This window comes from Aquiflexum balticum DSM 16537 (assembly GCF_900176595.1).
Lineage (GTDB): Bacteria > Bacteroidota > Bacteroidia > Cytophagales > Cyclobacteriaceae > Aquiflexum > Aquiflexum balticum.
In genome coordinates this window covers 4,645,492-4,662,640 of record NZ_LT838813.1, presented here as the reverse complement: position 1 = coordinate 4,662,640, position 17,149 = coordinate 4,645,492, and the positions used below count along the sequence as shown (strand labels likewise).

General features: G+C 38.5%; 12 protein-coding genes. 10 read left to right on the top strand and 2 right to left on the bottom strand.

The window, feature by feature from the left end; translation table 11 throughout:
- Window positions 1–20: 20 nt before the first annotated feature.
- The 3 genes from B9A52_RS19630 to B9A52_RS19620 all read left to right on the top strand — a co-directional run bounded on the left by B9A52_RS19630 (window position 21) and on the right by B9A52_RS19620 (window position 4,287).
- Window positions 21–2,663 (top strand): hypothetical protein, encoded by a 2,643-nt coding sequence (locus B9A52_RS19630; RefSeq protein ID WP_084122092.1) that lies wholly within the window; start codon window positions 21–23, stop codon window positions 2,661–2,663.
- Between the two features lie 248 nt (window positions 2,664–2,911).
- Window positions 2,912–3,937: a quinone oxidoreductase family protein gene (locus B9A52_RS19625; RefSeq protein WP_084122089.1), complete on the top strand. Its 1,026-nt coding sequence runs from the start codon at window positions 2,912–2,914 to the stop codon at window positions 3,935–3,937.
- A 5-nt stretch (window positions 3,938–3,942) separates the two neighbouring features.
- Window positions 3,943–4,287 carry a hypothetical protein gene (locus B9A52_RS19620; RefSeq protein ID WP_084122086.1) on the top strand — a complete coding sequence of 115 codons (345 nt, stop codon included), beginning with the start codon at window positions 3,943–3,945 and terminating at the stop codon, window positions 4,285–4,287.
- Window positions 4,288–4,296: 9 nt separating this feature from the next.
- Here the strand turns inward: B9A52_RS19620 and B9A52_RS19615 are convergent, their stop codons facing one another.
- Window positions 4,297–4,716: a hypothetical protein gene (locus B9A52_RS19615; RefSeq protein ID WP_084122083.1), complete on the bottom strand. Its 420-nt coding sequence runs from the start codon at window positions 4,714–4,716 to the stop codon at window positions 4,297–4,299.
- A 153-nt stretch (window positions 4,717–4,869) separates the two neighbouring features.
- Between B9A52_RS19615 and B9A52_RS19610 the strand changes: the two genes are divergently transcribed.
- Window positions 4,870–5,397 (top strand): hypothetical protein, encoded by a 528-nt coding sequence (locus tag B9A52_RS19610; protein WP_084122081.1) that lies wholly within the window; start codon window positions 4,870–4,872, stop codon window positions 5,395–5,397.
- 45 nt (window positions 5,398–5,442) lie between these two features.
- On the opposite strand, the gene B9A52_RS19605 is transcribed toward B9A52_RS19610, so the two are convergent.
- Window positions 5,443–6,153 (bottom strand): class I SAM-dependent methyltransferase, encoded by a 711-nt coding sequence (locus B9A52_RS19605; RefSeq protein WP_084122080.1) that lies wholly within the window; start codon window positions 6,151–6,153, stop codon window positions 5,443–5,445.
- A gap of 452 nt (window positions 6,154–6,605) precedes the next feature.
- Between B9A52_RS19605 and B9A52_RS19600 the strand changes: the two genes are divergently transcribed.
- The 6 genes from B9A52_RS19600 to B9A52_RS19575 all read left to right on the top strand — a co-directional run bounded on the left by B9A52_RS19600 (window position 6,606) and on the right by B9A52_RS19575 (window position 17,088).
- A complete protein-coding gene (locus tag B9A52_RS19600) occupies window positions 6,606–7,316 on the top strand; it encodes an energy transducer TonB (RefSeq protein ID WP_084122078.1) in 711 nt (236 codons plus the stop codon).
- A 631-nt stretch (window positions 7,317–7,947) separates the two neighbouring features.
- Window positions 7,948–8,403 (top strand): GNAT family N-acetyltransferase, encoded by a 456-nt coding sequence (locus B9A52_RS19595; protein WP_084122075.1) that lies wholly within the window; start codon window positions 7,948–7,950, stop codon window positions 8,401–8,403.
- 396 nt (window positions 8,404–8,799) lie between these two features.
- On the top strand, window positions 8,800–11,196 hold the full coding sequence (locus B9A52_RS19590; protein WP_084122073.1) for an FtsX-like permease family protein: 2,397 nt from the start codon (window positions 8,800–8,802) through the stop codon (window positions 11,194–11,196).
- 189 nt (window positions 11,197–11,385) lie between these two features.
- On the top strand, window positions 11,386–12,702 hold the full coding sequence (locus B9A52_RS19585; RefSeq protein WP_084122072.1) for a DUF2254 domain-containing protein: 1,317 nt from the start codon (window positions 11,386–11,388) through the stop codon (window positions 12,700–12,702).
- A gap of 298 nt (window positions 12,703–13,000) precedes the next feature.
- Window positions 13,001–15,442, top strand: a complete 2,442-nt coding sequence (locus B9A52_RS19580; RefSeq protein WP_084122070.1) for an ABC transporter permease — start codon at window positions 13,001–13,003, stop codon at window positions 15,440–15,442.
- A 74-nt stretch (window positions 15,443–15,516) separates the two neighbouring features.
- Window positions 15,517–17,088: an ABC transporter permease gene (locus tag B9A52_RS19575; protein WP_084122068.1), complete on the top strand. Its 1,572-nt coding sequence runs from the start codon at window positions 15,517–15,519 to the stop codon at window positions 17,086–17,088.
- Window positions 17,089–17,149 lie beyond the last annotated feature (61 nt).

The following is a 17,149-nucleotide window of genomic DNA, read 5'->3' as shown; positions in this document are numbered from 1 at the left end:
CTAAGGTCTTTTTTGTCCTTATGCTGACTGGAATTGGTATGTATCCAAACGCAGTTTGGGCCAACAAAGAGCCGGATGGAGAGGCGTTATTGCTTTTTTCTTATCCTGCTTTGGGTCAGGAGTATGTTAATGTTGTATTTTTTGATGAAGTTCCTTTTTTGCCATTGGCCGAAGTATTGAGTCTATTGAATATAGCCTATGACCGAAGTGAAAACGGTAAGGGCCTACAGGGAACTTATCCTACCAAAAATGAAAGTTGGCTGTTGGATCCTATAGGAGGCCGTGCTGTAGTAAAGGGGGAAATGGGAACCTTATCGGTAGAACAATTCTACTTAGGAGAGACAGATTTATATATCCATCCCGAATTTTTTAACAGGATTTTTGGACTGAAGTTTAGTGTCAATTTTCACACACTGACTTTAGGATTGGAAACCAATGGGCCTTTACCTATTGATGAAAGGCAAAAGCGGGAACTTATGCGAAAAAGGTTGCAGCAATCCAGGACTGCTTCCACAAGGGAACCTGCACCTTTGCTCTATGACAGACAAAGAAAGGTATTTGCTCCCGGTATGGTGGATTACAACCTCAATTATACTTATTCCGATCAGGGACAGAGTATGTCCATGCTTGTAAATGCCGGTATGGAAATCCTCGGTGGTGACTTTCAAGGCTTGTTTTCGGGGAATGTTTACAACAAGAATTTTATTTCTAGAATATCCAATGCACGTTGGCGGTATGTGTTTAATGGGGGACTTTTGCCTGATGATAATGTACCTATTACCAGTTTTACCGTGGGTCAGATACAGACCACAGGTTTGAACAATTCCGCAAGAATTCTTGGGGTTGCTCTAAGCAATAATCCAGTAATACCAAGGATGAAACTTGATGTATTTACCATTGATGGCTATACAGAACCGGATTCTGAAGTAGAGTTGTTGATAGGCGGACAGTTAATTGACTTCGTACGGGCAGATGAAGTGGGATATTATCGTTTTAATGCGCCCATTACTTTTGGTGTGGTGAGACTAATGATCCGTATCTATACACCTCAAGGGGAAGTTATTGTTCAGGAAAAACAAATGCAGATCCCCTTTACTTTTTTGCCTAAAGGATTTGTAACCTATAATTTTCAAATGGGTCTTCCCATTTTGGATCAGGACAGTTTGGGGACGGAGACAGTCAGTCATGCGGATTTTGCATATGGTCTGACAAATGCCGTCACTGTCAGGGCAGGAGTGGATAATGGATCTATTTTTGGAGAAAGAGAAACCTATGGTGTTTTTGGTCTTTCTGCCCGGATCATGGATCAATATCTACTGAATGTAGATGTGTTGCCTGACAGATATTATCAAGCTTCGGCTTCTGTTTTTTATGCCAATAATACAAGTATCAATGCTCAGTTTACCGAATTTGTCGCAGGCTCTGAGTTCAATTATCTGAATCAGATTAGAGAAGCAAATTTAAACGCATTTATTCCATTCAAGACTTTCAGGAAGTTTTCGGGATTCCGGATTACAGGGGAAAGACAGTGGTTTGAAAATGGATTCCGAACCAACTTTCAGACAGATTTCAATACTCAGATTGGAAGATTGATTACCAGGATCAATTATCGTGGGAGAATCAGTGGTTTTGAAGAAGGAGCACAGATTGGGGATATCCCTGCTTTTTTAACAAATCCAATGGGGCAATTGACCGGTTCAGTTACTTATACCTTGATGCGCAATCCAAATATCCCGGTCTTTGTTCGGGGGATGTTTATCAGGGGCCAATATCGGTATGATACCTACCTGAAAAAGCCGATTTCCTATAACTTTATGCTCTCCCAGACCTTATTCAAAATGGGCAGGTTGACCATAGGATATGACAAAGATATGCTCGCGGGTAAAGGACAATTTCAAATTGGTTTTCTATACGATTTCAAAGGATTGCGGACATCCACAGCCTTTACCGGTAGTAGCGAAAGTTATGCAGCTCAACAAGGTTTTACCGGATCTTTGGGTTTAGATCCCAGAGGTTTCATTGTTCCTGAAAACAGAGATCAGGTCACCCGATCAGGTTTAGCAGTAAGATTGTTTATAGATGCCAATGAAAATGGGACATATGATTTTGGTGAGGTGGTTGTACCTGCAAAGGCCGTGCGCCTTGACCGATCAGTCAATATGCTGCTTGGTTCCGATGGGATTTTGAGGATCACCCAATTGCAATCCTATTGGAAATATATTATGGAAGTAGATACCCAAGCATTGCCTGATCCCAACTTGGCCCCAAGAGTCAGTAGATTTGAAATTGTAGCGGAGCCAAATAGATTTAAAAATATTGATATCCCATTGTACCAAACAGGTTTGGTAGAAGGGACTGTTTCTGTGGAGCAATTCGGAAAAGAAGAAGGAAAGGCAGGACTTCGCCTGATTTTGGAAAGGCAGGATAACTCAGGTGAAGAACTTCAAATCCTCAGGACTTTTTCAGATGGAGGTTTCTATCAATTTGGTCTGATGCCCGGAAAATACAAGCTTTTTATAGATCCTACTCAAATTGAATTTATGCATGTGGACGTTTATCCGCAATTTAGGGAATTTGAAATCAGGGCATTGGCTGAAGGAGATTATCTGGAAAATCTTAACTTCCTCCTGAAGCCAAAAGAAGATAAACCCGAAGATGAATAAATCTTATAAAAGCCCAATTATAGCGGTGCTGCATAGTTACCCAATTTAATTTGATTCATCTTCTCCTTAAAATCCGGCAATTCATCAGAATCTAACTTTCCATTCGGAGAAATGAAGGGAGAAGAGTTTTGCTTCCCAAATCGTTTTGGTTTAACTTATGACACGATGACCAAAAACAGGAGCTTGCTTTTATCACCAAGTTTTATTGGTCATTGACTTGAATTTTCTATTTGACCAATTCAATTGCCATGAAAGCATTCCATTTAGTAAAAAACGGCTCAGCCAAAGAAGCTTTTGAACTGAGGGATATGATTTTAACCGATCCCAAGGATGATGAAGTTCTGATCAAAACAGAATCTTTTGGACTCAATTACGCAGATGTGATGGCCCGGCTTGGGCTTTATAGGGAATGTCCGCCTTTGCCAACAGTTATTGGCTATGAAGCAGTGGGCCGCGTTGAAAAAATCGGTGCAGCTGTCAAAAATTTTAAAGTAGGGGATAGGGTTTTGGCATTCAGCAGGTTTGGAGGCTATGCCAGCCATGTATTGACACCGGAACTGGCGGCAATTCCAATAGGGGATACCGTACTTGCAAGCAAGGCCCTTGCCCTTTCGGTTCAGTATAGTACGGCTTGGTACGCATTGGAAGAATGTCTGAACCTCCATCCGGGAGATCATGTATTGATCCATGCAGCTGCAGGTGGGGTAGGAACGGCCCTGATTCAAATGGCCAAAAGAAGAGGCTGCGTGATTGCCGGAACTGCCAGTTCACATAAATTAAATTATCTTAAGACTCAGGGGGTAGATCTTCCCATAGATTACAGAAATACAGATTTTGAAAAGGTCTTGGAGGAAGCAGGATGGAAGAAAAAGCTTGATGCTGTATTCGATCCGGTTGGTGGAATTTCTGTCCGAAAGGGAATAAACCTACTCAATAGCGGGGGTAAAATAGTTGTCTATGGCGGCAGTAGCATGTCAGCTTCCAAAAGCCCTTTCCATAAATTCAAAGTTGCAGCAGGTTTTGGAATATGGTCACCCATAATCTTGATGATGCGATCAATTTCCATTATTGGTTTGAATATGCTTAGAATTGCTGAAGATAAACCGGCTTTGCTTCAGCATTGCATGAAAGAGGTGTTTAGACTTTACCAAGATGGAGTTTTTGATCCTGAAATTGGGAGAGAATATTCCTCCAATCAATTGTCTGAAGCCCACGAATTTCTTGAATCCCGTCAATCTATAGGCAAAATTGTTGTGCATTGGGAGAATGTTTGATTCAAATGAAAAATGCGTCTAAACTTATTTGGATCAAAATTCTGCATACAGCCATTTGGTTGTTCTTTAATGTGGTGATTTTTTACTTATTATATGCAGTTATTGTCAATAAGATAGACAAATGGGTTTGGATCTGTCTTGGACTGATTGTTTTGGAGGGGCTTGTATTGTTGGTCTTTAGAGCAATTTGCCCGGTCACTTTGATAGCTAGAAAATATTCTGACTCCCAAGCCCATAATTTTGATATTTACTTGCCCAATTGGCTGGCTAAATACAACAAATTGATCTATACTACTATTGTTGGTTTTGCTGTATTGATTTTGATATACCAATTGATATGGAACAATTGATTTTTAGTTTTATCGCTTAGGAAAAGGTTTGGTTATTTTTTGTCTCACCATTTCTTTGACAGATTCCCCGGTCAGAATCAATGCGCCAAAGGCAAGCAGGATATCTTTGATAATACGGAGAAAGATGATTGAACCTGACATATTTTGATTAAAGTCACTGTAAGCAACCAAAATTGCTGAGGATAAAAAGAACAAGATAACACCAGCACCTCCTATAGCTCCCGCTTTGGGATTTTTATAATGGAACAGCAGTAAAAATATTAATCCAAACAAAAGCATTCCTACCAATCCGGTATGTAATTGTACTGCTTCCGCTGATTTAATATTTCCAAGCGTAAAAAATATGATCGAAGCCAGATATAGGGCAATGCCACCTCTTAATAATTGCTTTCCGATTTTTTCGATTTTCAGGAGATTGTCTATCATCATGAAATAAAGCTAATTATTCCGGTCGGTTTATTCAATTTTATGCCAGGTAAAACTTGCCTTTTTGGATTTCAGTAAGTTTGGAACGGTGATTGTTTTGTTATTTAGTAATGAAACCCTCAAACCCAACGCTATGTTGATAAAGTATAAGAAAAAATGAAAGAACTTGCATTAGATATCAAAGAAACAAACAATACATCCCAAATATTGAATATTTCAGGATTTGGATTGTTGATGATAGGTTTCGGTTTATTTGTTGTAATTAACAAATCACTGCCCTATTGGGGGATTGTGGTGAGCCTTCCTATTGCCGCCGGCTTTTTGTTTTTTTTGATTAACTATTTATTTTTTACTTCAAAAAAATCAGGCGAGATGCTCCTCCGTAAAAAAGGTGTCATTTTTATCAAGAATGGAAAAAAGAAAAATTTTCTGTTTACTGAGGTTTCGAAAATTAGATTAATCTTATTCAACAAAGCATCCACATTCCATAGAAACTGGTGGCCTTTGAAAGAGGAATCAATTCCTTATGAAGCCAATGAGCTTAATTATATTTACATCAAGCCCAAAAAAGGGAAGTCCAAGTTGATCAGGTTTCGATTGGATAGTAAGAAAAAAGAAAATGAATTATTGGATTATTTCCGTGAAAAATGCGTTCAATACCATTTAACACTCAAGATTATTTAGTCATGGATTTGAAAACACTGAATTATAAACGTAGAATTTTAAAATTTACTCTTTCTCGAAAACCAAAAAATGCTGAATATTCATAAACTGACCGTTTTGTACCAGTTTGAAGCCGTTGGCTGATAGTTCCTTTGTGACCTGGTCCATGGTCATTTTGTGCAATGGTTTGATTCTTACCTTTGGATCCTCACCTCTGTATTCAATCAGCAACAATTTTCCGTCAGTTTTCAATGATTTTTTGATTTCCTGCAATACTTCATGGGGATATAGCAATTCATGGTACACGTCCACCATGATGGCGAGGTCGATGGATTTTTCAGGTAAGTTGGGAGATTTTTCTGTTCCTTTGATTGTTTTGACATTGTCAAAACCCAATTCCTTACTCTTCTCTTCAAGGTATTTGATGGCAGGATCCTGAATTTCAACAGCATAAACCAATCCATCAGGAACCCGCTTGGCAATTCGAAAAGTATAATATCCCGAACCTGCACCAATGTCAGCGACTATGCTGCTTTTGTTGATGGGCAGATTTTTAATGGCCAATTCAGTATTTTCTTCCTGTGGTCGGGTAGATCTTTCCAGCCAACTCATACCCATAAAATTCATCACCTGAGAAATCTCCCTGCCCATGTACACCTTTCCTGTACCATCACGGTCAGGTGTTTTGTAAGAGTAAATATCTTCCTGATTGTTGATCTGACCCAAACAGGTAAAACTAAGGAAGATGAATAAAAAGGAGGTTGAGGTAGATTTCATGGTTTGGTCAATATATTATAAAATTAATCAAATATTGGTTTGAAATGTTTTCTGATTGAATTTTGAACACTCATCTTTTATCTAAATTTTGAATATTCTTTAAGCTCGATTTTGGATCTATAAAAACACCAATTGTTTGCATTGGAATATCATCTGGCATTTTGATGTAAAATCTTATAATTATTAATGGTATTTAAATAATAAAAAATTGATTTATATAAATATTTTATAAAATTAAATTATAATAAAACAATTATTGGTATGTATTTTGCTCAATTCTAAGTAGTTTAATTTGTTATCAGACGGGATTTCAAATACACCTTGAAATAGTGAGGAATTTTCCTGAATTGAATTTTTGACAAAATTTAATTGATGGTGAATAATATAAACAAGAACTGTTTATGCATCCCGGTAAAGGATAACGTTTGTTTAATTATTAAACCAGCAAAATTATGATACGATATATTAATCCATTTAAAACATTTGCAATTTTATCCTTTTTTATGGCCTTTATTCTCTTGCAATCCAAGGGATTATATGCGCAGGATAGGGGTGATCTGTCAAAAAGTGAGTTAGAGGAATTACAGGATGAAAATCTGAATTATCTCATGCAGATCAATGAAATTGTGAAAGATTATCCGACTTTTTCCTATTCTTATAGCATGAAGGACGGAAAACTAGATAATGTGACCGTAACCGGAGTTGACCATGAGATCAATAGAAAAAGATTGGAAGTAGTCCTCTTTGACCTCAAAAGCAACCGGAACAAAATGAAGAGTTCAACCAACAGGATGGGAGTATTTTATTCGGTTGATAAAGAAGCAAGCTTTGAAGGTGGTGAGAAAGCACTGGAAAATACCTTGTTGAGCAATATTAAATATCCTGAAGGAGCTAAGGATTGGGGACTTGAGGGAACTATTTATGTAAGATTTGTGGTGGATGCTAACGGTGAAATACCATTTGCTTCGACTACAAGTAATATAGAGACTGCCATGGATTTTTATGTGGAAGACCTTGAGGAACAGGCTATAAAAGCCATTAAAGCGACAGAAGGAAAATGGAAGCCAGCAGAAATTAACAATGTAGAAGTAGCATCTTTATCGGTTCTGCCGATCACATTTAATTTAAAGACAAATCCTTCGTTTCCGACTATGATTAAGTAAAACACTATTTAATTCAAAAAAACAATAACCGGCTGTTTTCATCAGCCGGTTTTTTTTATTTTGAATTGTTGACTTTTTTATCGAAAAACATGGTTTAGGCTTGATGAAATTTAGCCAGAGCATTAAATATAGATCAAATGAATATCCTTAAATTTTATTGGAACTGAAACAATGAAAAAACAATTTTGCCTATCCTTTTGGCTACCTTCTGGATAAGCATATCTGAATTTGTAAGAAACGAGTTATTGCCTAAGTCTTACTGGGAAAACCATTATAATAATTTGGGACTTACCTTTCCATCAGAACCTTTCAATGGTGCGGTTTGGGGAATTTGGTATTTATTTTTGCCATTGCCATTTTGAATGAAAATGAACATTGTTGATGATAAAGAGAAAAGCTCTGATGAATTAGCTCTTTGTTTTTTGAATTAGACATTTTGAAAAAGACCAACAAGATTGTAGTTTTAGTAGAATCTTTTCAAAAGCTCTCACTAATCTAAATTTATCCTCTTTCATTTGGGTTGAGTAAGCTGGATTTTTGTTAAAGATGATAAAAAAATAACTTTTAAGGTTTAAGTTTAAATCAAATAATCAATAGATTACAATAATTAATAATGTTTAAGTAGTAGGGAATGAAATTTAGAAAAGCCACTAAAAGTGATGTTTCTCAAATTGTAGAAATGATTGCTGACGATGAACTTGGGAAAACAAGAGAGAATTTTCAAGTACCCTTACCCAAGGAATATCTGAGTGCATTTGAAAAAATAGATTCAGACCCAAATCAGGAATTGATTGTAGTCGAAGATGATAATCAGGAAATTATCGGAACCTTACAGTTATCCTTCATCCAATACCTAACCTATCGGGGCGGAATAAGGGCTCAGATTGAAGCAGTACGGATAAGAAAAGATCAAAGAGGATTGGGGTTGGGAAAAAAAATGTTTGCTTGGGCTATTGAAAGAGCAAAAGAACGAAATGCCCATTTATTGCAATTGACAACTGACAAAAAAAGACCTGAAGCCATCAAATTTTATGAAGACCTGGGATTTATTTCATCCCACGAAGGAATGAAGATGCATTTTCACTGAAAAGTCCACTTATGCTTTATTATAAACAGACTGGCCTTTAATAAGTTTTAAAAACAATCACCCGACTCTTTCATTAAACCTTTTCTGATTGTTATGTAGAAGTTTGTCCGCTGACGGTCAAAACTGTACGACTTTTTTTCAAATTATTTCCTTTTTTTCACATATTACTCTGATTTTTAAATAATTACATATGGCATAATTCTAGAATTATAATCGTGGACCATAAGGTACAATTGAAAACAAAACCAACTATTTTTATTAAAAAAATAACGGCCTTTTAGATTTAACTCAAAAAATCTATGAATTCAAATGCCAAATCAAATTACCTCCAAAATGGTCTGAAACCTTTCATCTTAGATCTTAAGTCTAACGTCTTAAATCTCACGTCTATTCAATATGTGGAAAAACTACTTTAAAGTCTCCTTCAGAAACCTCTCCAAGCGGAAGCTTTACACAGGAATCAATATCCTTGGTCTGACGATTGCCATTGTCAGTTTTTTGGCGATCTCGCTCTATATTTATCACGAGTTGAGCTATGACAAGATGTACACCGACTCGGAAAGGATCTACAAGTTCAATCAGGAATTTGTCTCCGGCGGGGAAACCCAATTGGTAGGGACAACACCGTCCTTGCTCGTCCCGACTTTGATGGAAGAAGTGCCTGAAGTTGAAATCGCAACTTTGCTTTTTGACCTGAGTATTTTTTCATCCGTCATGGTGGAAGCAGGAGAGGGAAACCAAGAGGAAAGCAAGTTTGCCTTTGCAGATCAGAATTTCTTTAAGGTTTTTGATTTTGAGATGATTTTTGGAAATCCCGACCTGGTATTGACTGAACCCAATCAGATTGTCTTGACCGAAAGCACCGCAAAAAGGTATTTCAGAAATACCGCAGATGCCAATGGCAAAACGCTGAAGATTGATGGAAAGGAATACCTTGTGAAAGGCGTCATGCAGGATTTTCCTTCCAACAGCCATTTGGATTTTGACTTTATTGCCTCTTTTGCCACACACCGGCATGGGAAAAACCCCGAATGGTCACCCTCCAATTATTATTCCTATGCGAAGCTGATACCTGAAGCCGACCTACCGGCTTTGACTTCCAAACTGGATCAAATGGTCGAAAAATACATGGGTGAAGACATGAACAATTATGGTTTCAAGACCTCCTTTTTGTTCCAACCTGTAACTTCCATCCACCTTGGGGACAACCGGCTCCAAACTGTCAAACCCACTTCCGATATCCGACAACTCTATATCTTTGGCCTCGTGGCTGTTTTATTGATTTTCATAGGCATCATCAATTATGTCAACCTTGCGACCGCAGAGGCCACCGAGAGAAACAAGGAAGTTGGTTTGCGAAAGGTAATGGGGGCTAGCAGGGTACAGCTTTTTGGTCAGTTTATTTCCGAATCCTTTATCCTCACTTTTTCCGGATTGATATTTAGCCTCTTGGTATTGTATTTTCTTGAACAGCCATTTGAAAACTTTTCCGGCGTGCCGCTTCAGTTGGATCTTTTGGTTTCTCCTGTCGGCATGGTAGCGGTATTCGGACTCTTGTTGGTAATCGGATTTTTGTCGGGGATTTATCCTGCATTGTTTCTTTCTGGGATGGAACCATTGCGTGCCCTTGGCAAAAACATCAAGATCTTGGGTGGAGCTTGGCTTCGCAAAGGCCTTGTAGTATTCCAGTTTTTTGTATCCATCGGCTTGTTGGTGGCGACGCTGATCGTACAGCAACAATTGGACTATATGCGTGAAGTCAATCTTGGCTATGACAGGGAGGAAGTGGTAGCACTGAGCTATCACTACAACATGCGGGAAACTGTCGGAAGCCTCAAAAATGAACTCCTGAGGTCTGGCGCTGCGCAATCAGTGACTTTGGCTGCCGACATGCCGATCTATATCAAAGCAGGATACAAGATCTTTCCAGGTTTTGGCAATGAGAAAGAAATTATGATTACGGGCTATTCTGTCGATCCAGATATCGTCAAAACCCTGGGATTTAAAATACTGGCAGGAGAGGATTTTGCAGCGGATGAATTGACAAGGACTGCTGCGAGAGATCAGGATATCGAACATGCAGTAATGCTAAATGAAGCAGCTGTGAAAGAATTGGGATGGACCAATGAAGAAGCGGTAGGTAAAAAATTGAATTTCGGTTCGCCGACTTATGTCAAGGCAGTCGTCGCCGACTTCTATTTCAATTCCCTTCATCATCAGGTTGGTCCTTTGGCGATCATGGTCGATCCTGAGCAATCCAATGTGATTTTGGCAAAGCTTCCAAAAGGAAATCCTACTGAAAACCTTGCTACTATGGAGGGGATATGGAAAACCTTGGCCCCCGACAGGCCTTTCAATTACAAGTTTGTAGATCAGGAATATGCGCGTATGTACAGCTCGGAAGAAAAAACCGGGACGATTTTCAGCCTTTTTTCAGGGATAGCTATCCTCATTGCCTGTATGGGATTGTTTGGATTGGTGTCTTATGTAGCTTTGAGAAAAACCCGGGAAATCAGTATCAGGAAAGTGCTCGGTGCCAAAGCATCTGACGTACTCAAAGTGCTTTCTGCAGATTTCTTTGTATTGCTCGGAGTATCCGCTGTGTTGGCCACCGTATTTGGGATTTGGTTTTCCAATCAATGGCTTGAAGGATTTGCAAACAAAACGGAAGTGTCTCCTTGGATTTTTGTAACGGCCATATTGGTTGTAGGCTTCATTTCCTTTCTGACGATAGGCTACAGGACGATAAAGGTTTTTGTTCAAAATCCGGCAAATACCTTAAAGGATGAGTAGTTTGGGAAAGCTGCAAATCCTGAAATATAATTTTGATCAGGTCAGAACAGATATAAGAGTTCGGATCTTTAGTGATTTGCATTCGGGATTTGGAAAATATCAGGTATATTGTTGACAATAGGTTTTATGCTTTGATTCTACAATTTTAGCTTAAAAAAACCTGGTTTTTCCTGATCAAATCTATAAAGAATGAAAAAACCACTCTTTTATTTGAAAGAATTATTGGCCACCTTTTGGTTTCTGCCGGTGTTGATTATGTGCTTTTCGGTTTTCTTAGCCATCGGTTTGGTATATCTGGATCGCATGGTTACTATTTCTTATGATGGCTGGCTTCGTTTTTTTCTAGTTTACCATTCAGATTCTGCACGTAGTATTTTGTCCACGATTTCAGGTGCTATGATCGGTGTGGCTGGAACTGTTTTTTCAGTAACACTTGTGGCATTGACTTTGGCATCTTCGCAGTTTGGACCAAGGCTTATCAAAAACTTTATGTATGTAAAGCTTAATCAGGTTGTTCTGGGCTCTTATATATCCACTTACTTATATTGTCTACTTGTTTTGAATGCTGTTAAAGACAGTGACGATTATAGTTTCATTCCTTCGATTTCTATTTTTGCTGCGATTTTGGCTGCAGTGGCAAACATCATTTTGCTCATAGTATTTATCCATCAAATCGCAATCAGCATTCAGGCAGATAAAGTGATTTCTGAGATTTCGGATTTTATTTCAGAACAAGTAAATACCTTGTTTCCCGAAAATATGGGAGAAGAGAAAGAAGGCGAAGATATTGATACTTTAGTAGCCATTTCAGCTTATAAAATCCGGACATCAATAAAATCACCCAAAAGCGGATATTTTCAATACATCGACAGTAATACATTGATGGAAGTCGTAGCTGAGCAAAAAGCATTATTGGAGTTGAATTACCGTCCGGGTAGTTATTTGGTAAAAGGTTTGGAAATAGCCATTTTTTATACAAATAAAAAATTGGAGGAAGAAGTGGTGGAAAAACTGTTAGGACAATTTGTAATCGGGAAAACCAAGACAGCTCAACAAGATCTTGAATACTCTATACATCAGATGGTGGAAATTGCTGCGAGAGCCCTTTCACCTGGAGTTAACGATCCCTTTACGGCAATAGCTTGTATTGATAACTTAACTACTACTATGTGTTATTTAGCACAGGCTAAATTCCCTTCAAAGTATCGGTTTGATGAAGAAGGTTCTCTCAGAATAATAGCTGACATTTTGGATTTTGAGGGGGTTTTAGATGCTGCTTTTAATCAAATACGGCAATTTTCCACCGGTAGTACGGCAGTCATCATCAGGTTGATGGAAGCTTTGAAAACCATACTTGAATTTACAAGTAAAAAAAATTACAAAAATGCAGTAATCAAGCATGCTGAGATGGTTCTAGCCCTGGGAGAGAGAGAGATCAAAGAAAAAAATGACCTCGATGATCTTAGAAAACGAGCCGAAAAAATTTTGAAGAAAAAAGAAGCCTGAATCAAGAGCCAAGAAGCCAGAAAGAAGAGACAAAGCCTTTCCCGAGACTTAAGATTTTTCAACCAATTTACATGATCAATTTTTTCTTTTTCCAATCAAGTCCAAAACCCCTCAGGCTTTCCCCAACTTCGTCCGCCCACGAACAAAATTGTTCGGGATAAGGAGCATTTCTGCCAATTATAGGCCTGTTTTTGCCTTTTTTGGTCCATTGGACTTGGCACGGGGATTGGCTAGTACCAGTTATTCAAAAATGTTTTTCTAAATACAGGTTTTTCCATGAATTTAACCAAAAAAGAAAATGCTTAAAAACTACATCAAAATCGCCTGGAGAAACCTAGTAAGGAATAAATCCTTCAGCTTAATCAATATCCTTGGTTTGGCGGTCAGTATGTCTATTTGTTTGCTGATTATTATGATCGTGATGGATCAGTATAGCTATGATTCCTACCATAGCAAAAAGGATAGAATCTACAGGGTACATACTACAGAATACCAAACTAGTCAAGGAGAAATAGCAAGTTCGGCAATGCCAATGGCGGAAAAGCTAGAAAGCGAGTATCCGATCATTGAATGGGCTGCTGCGATCAATAGTGAAATCGGAGGAGATATCATCTATGAGGAGAAATTTGCATCGGGTGGAGGTTATTTTGCTGATGAAAATCTTTTCAAAATACTTGATTTTTCTTTCAAAGAAGGAGATCCAGTAACAGCATTGAAGGAACCGTTTTCGATGGTGATTACTTCTGAATTGGCAGAAATTCTGTTTAAAAATGAATCAGCCCTTGGCAAAACTGTTGCTTTTAAGGATAAAGATATGAGGGCTACCGATATAGAGGAAGGTAATTTTGAAACTGATTTCGGTTACTTTACCATCACAGGGGTTCTCAACCCCAATCCCGGGAAAACCCATTTGCCGTTCAAACTTTTGGCCTCCTTGAGTACAATGAAATCCCTGCCAAAAGGCTCTGTAATGTCAGAAGACGAGCATGATTGGAACAACGTATGGACCAATTATACTTACGTGCTTTTGGAGGAAGGACATGACAAAAGTGACTTTCAGTCCATTTTGGATAAAGTTTCGGAAGAAATTTATGGGTCAAAATTTGAGGATAAACATTCTTTTAAAGCCGTTGCATTGGGTGAAATAAACCCTATGGGTATAATTGGAAACATTACACATGTTGGTATTCCAAAAGTAGTCCTATTGATATTGGTGGTGCTATGTATCATTGTAATGATTTCTGCCTGCCTGAACTATACCAATATGTCCGTAGCCAGGGCACTCACCAGGATCCGCGAAGTAGGCATCAGGAAGGTTTCAGGCGCAAGCAAAACCCAGATTTTTGTGCAGTTTATAACCGAGGCAGTAGTTATTTCCCTCTGTTCATTGGTCTTGGCCTTTGTCCTTCTTCAGTTACTCCAAAAAGGAGTAGCAGGAATGACTTTTGATAAGTATCTCAAGATTTCCTTTGAGCAAAATTTATCTGCTATATTGATTTTTATAGGTTTCAGCATTGTTGTTGGGGTTTTGGCCGGGATACTTCCTGCATCTTATGTGTCCAAACTGAATCCCATAAACCTGTTCAACAAGCTTAGTGGTGTCAGATTGTTCAAAAACCTGAGGCTACGAAATATCCTTTTGGTAGTCCAATTTTCCATTTCGCTGATTTTCATCATTTCAGTGGTTCTGATAAAATCACAATCCATGCATATGTTGAATTTCGAATATGGATTTGAAAAAGACAACATTGTTACCGTTAAACTCTATAATCCTGAGAACTATTCCAGATTTGCCCAGGCGATAGCTTCCAACCCATCAGTAGTTGAAGTTGGAGCTACATCCCTACTACCGGCAGGAGGTTGGAATTTTGGAAGTGAGGTGGTGAATCCTGATTTTCCTTTGGATAGTATTTCCACCAATTTCTTTGATATCAATTCCTCAGCCGTAGACGTTTTTGAATTGGAAATTTTGGCTGGAATCAACCTTCCTGCTGAAGGAAGTCCGAATTTGGTATTGATAAATGAAAAGTCTGTGGGTGAATTCAAATTCGGAAGTATAGAAGAAGCAGTCGGCAAGCAATTTACTATAAACAATTACGGTGAATACCAAAATCTGCAGGTAGCAGGAGTGGTCAGGAATTTTCAGTTTCTTCCTTCAATGAGGGAAATGGAAAGCTTGGTATTGCGAAACAGGGAAGACCAAATGGGCTTTGCTTTGGTCAAAATTTCAAACCAAAATCAAGCTGAGACACTTGCAGCGTTGGAATCATCCTGGAAAGAAGTGAATCCAAATTCCAAATTTTCTTACAAATTCCTGGACGAGGAGCTTTTATTTATCCATCAGGTTTTGGGTGATGTATCTTCAGTTATTGGATTGATTTCTTTCTTGGCAGTATTTGTTTCTTGTTTGGGGCTTTTGGGTATGGCGATTTATACCGCCCAAACTCGGATCAAAGAAATCGGAATCCGAAAGACACTTGGGTCCAGTACTTCCCAGATCATCTATTTGTTGTCAAAAGCATTTTTGGTCTTACTGGGGATTGCTGTTTTGGTAGCAGTGCCTTCAGCCTATTTTATCAATAATTTATGGCTCAATTTCTTTGCCTCAAGGGTCAGTATTGGCGTTGTTCCGATCGGGATTGGTGTAGGGGCTGTTTTATTGGTCAGTCTGGGGATAATCTTTTCACAAGCTTATCGAGCGGCAACCATCAACCCCATCGAAAGCCTTAGAAATGAATAAAATCCATAATCTGCGAATTTGAAAATACTATCAAACGAAAATAAATTCTTCACAACTTCAATCCTTTTCCCAAAATGCTCAAGAACTATCTTATAATCCCCTGGAGAAATATCAATAGAAGCAAAGGTTATGCATTTATCAATATTGCAGGGCTTGGGATTGGAATGGCTGCATCCATCTTAATATTGATTTGGGTCCAATTCGAGCTTTCGGTTGATCGTTTTCATGAACATTCGGATCGGTTATATGCAGTATGGAGGAATGGTGAAAATCAAGGTGAAATTTTCACATGGGATTATACCCCTGCACCTTATGCGCCTGCTTTGAAATCTCAATTTCCTGAAGTGGATGAAGTGACCCGAATCACCGAATGGGATCCTCTGCTATTTACGGTAGGAGAGGATAGTTTTTACGAGGAAGCGACCTTTACCGAACCGGGATTTTTTAAGATGTTTAGTTTTGAGGCCATTGAAGGTGATCCTTCACAGGCTTTGGCTGATCCTGAAAGTATTGTTTTGACGGAGTCCGTTGCCAAAAAGCTTTTCGGAGAGGAGTCAGCATTGGGGAAAATAGTCATGCTTGAAAATGAAATAAGCCTTGAAGTAAAGGCAATTATTAAAGATTTACCCGAGAATACCAATTTTCCATTTACTGTATTTTGCTCATTCAAAAAAATAGAACAAATGGGTTGGGTAGATGATTACTGGGGAAATAATTCCTACCGGACATTTGCGATGCTTAACGAAAGAGCATCACTTGATGACTTCAATCAAAAGTTTAAAAACTTCACTGCCAACAATTCAGATTTCGACGATATTACTGATTTTCTATTTCCTTTCGAGGATTTACATCTTTATTCCAAGTTTGAAAATGGACAATCTGTAGGTGGCAAAATCGAATTGATACGGATGTTTGGAATTGTATCGATCATCGTGCTTTTCATTGCAGGGATAAATTTTGTGAATTTGAGTACAGCTCAGAGTGATATGCGGTCCAAGGAAGTTGGGATTAGGAAACTTTCGGGAGCAGGAAAAGGAATGCTGATCAGTCAATTTCTTGCTGAATCGACCTTGATTGTCGTTTCAGCTTATTTATTTTCTATTGTTATTGTATCCCTTATATTCCCTTGGTTCAAGGAACTGATCGGACAAAATCTGGAAAGTCCTTTTACCCAGCCTTTTTTCTGGGTGCTTTCAGCTGTTTATGTTTTGGTAATCGGCGTTTTGGCGGGAAGCTATCCGGCATTTTTGATGAGTTCATACCGGCCTGCCATTGCGATGAAATCAAAACTGAATACCAAAGAAGGATTTGGAGTGAAGCCAAGGGAAGTATTGGTTGTTTTTCAATTTGCAGTGGTGGTGATTTTGATTTCAAGTGTTTGGATCGTCAGAGATCAGATGAATTATGTCCAAAACCGTGACCTTGGCCTAAAAAAGGACAACCTGATTTTTCACCCGGTAACTCAAAATATGAGGACCAATAAAGGTGCCCTCCGGAACGAATTACCACATCATGATCAGGAATCAGTTCATCAGGCATTACAATGGGAACCTATGGGGACAATGCCTATTGGGAAGTCGCCTTTCCGAAGGAAGATGGAAGCAGATATATCCCGGAGAAGTATTTCAGATGTCTTTTTTGGATGAAACAATACAAGAGCAGGACAAATGAATCCGGTAGATACTTTAAAAGATGAATAAGGGAATT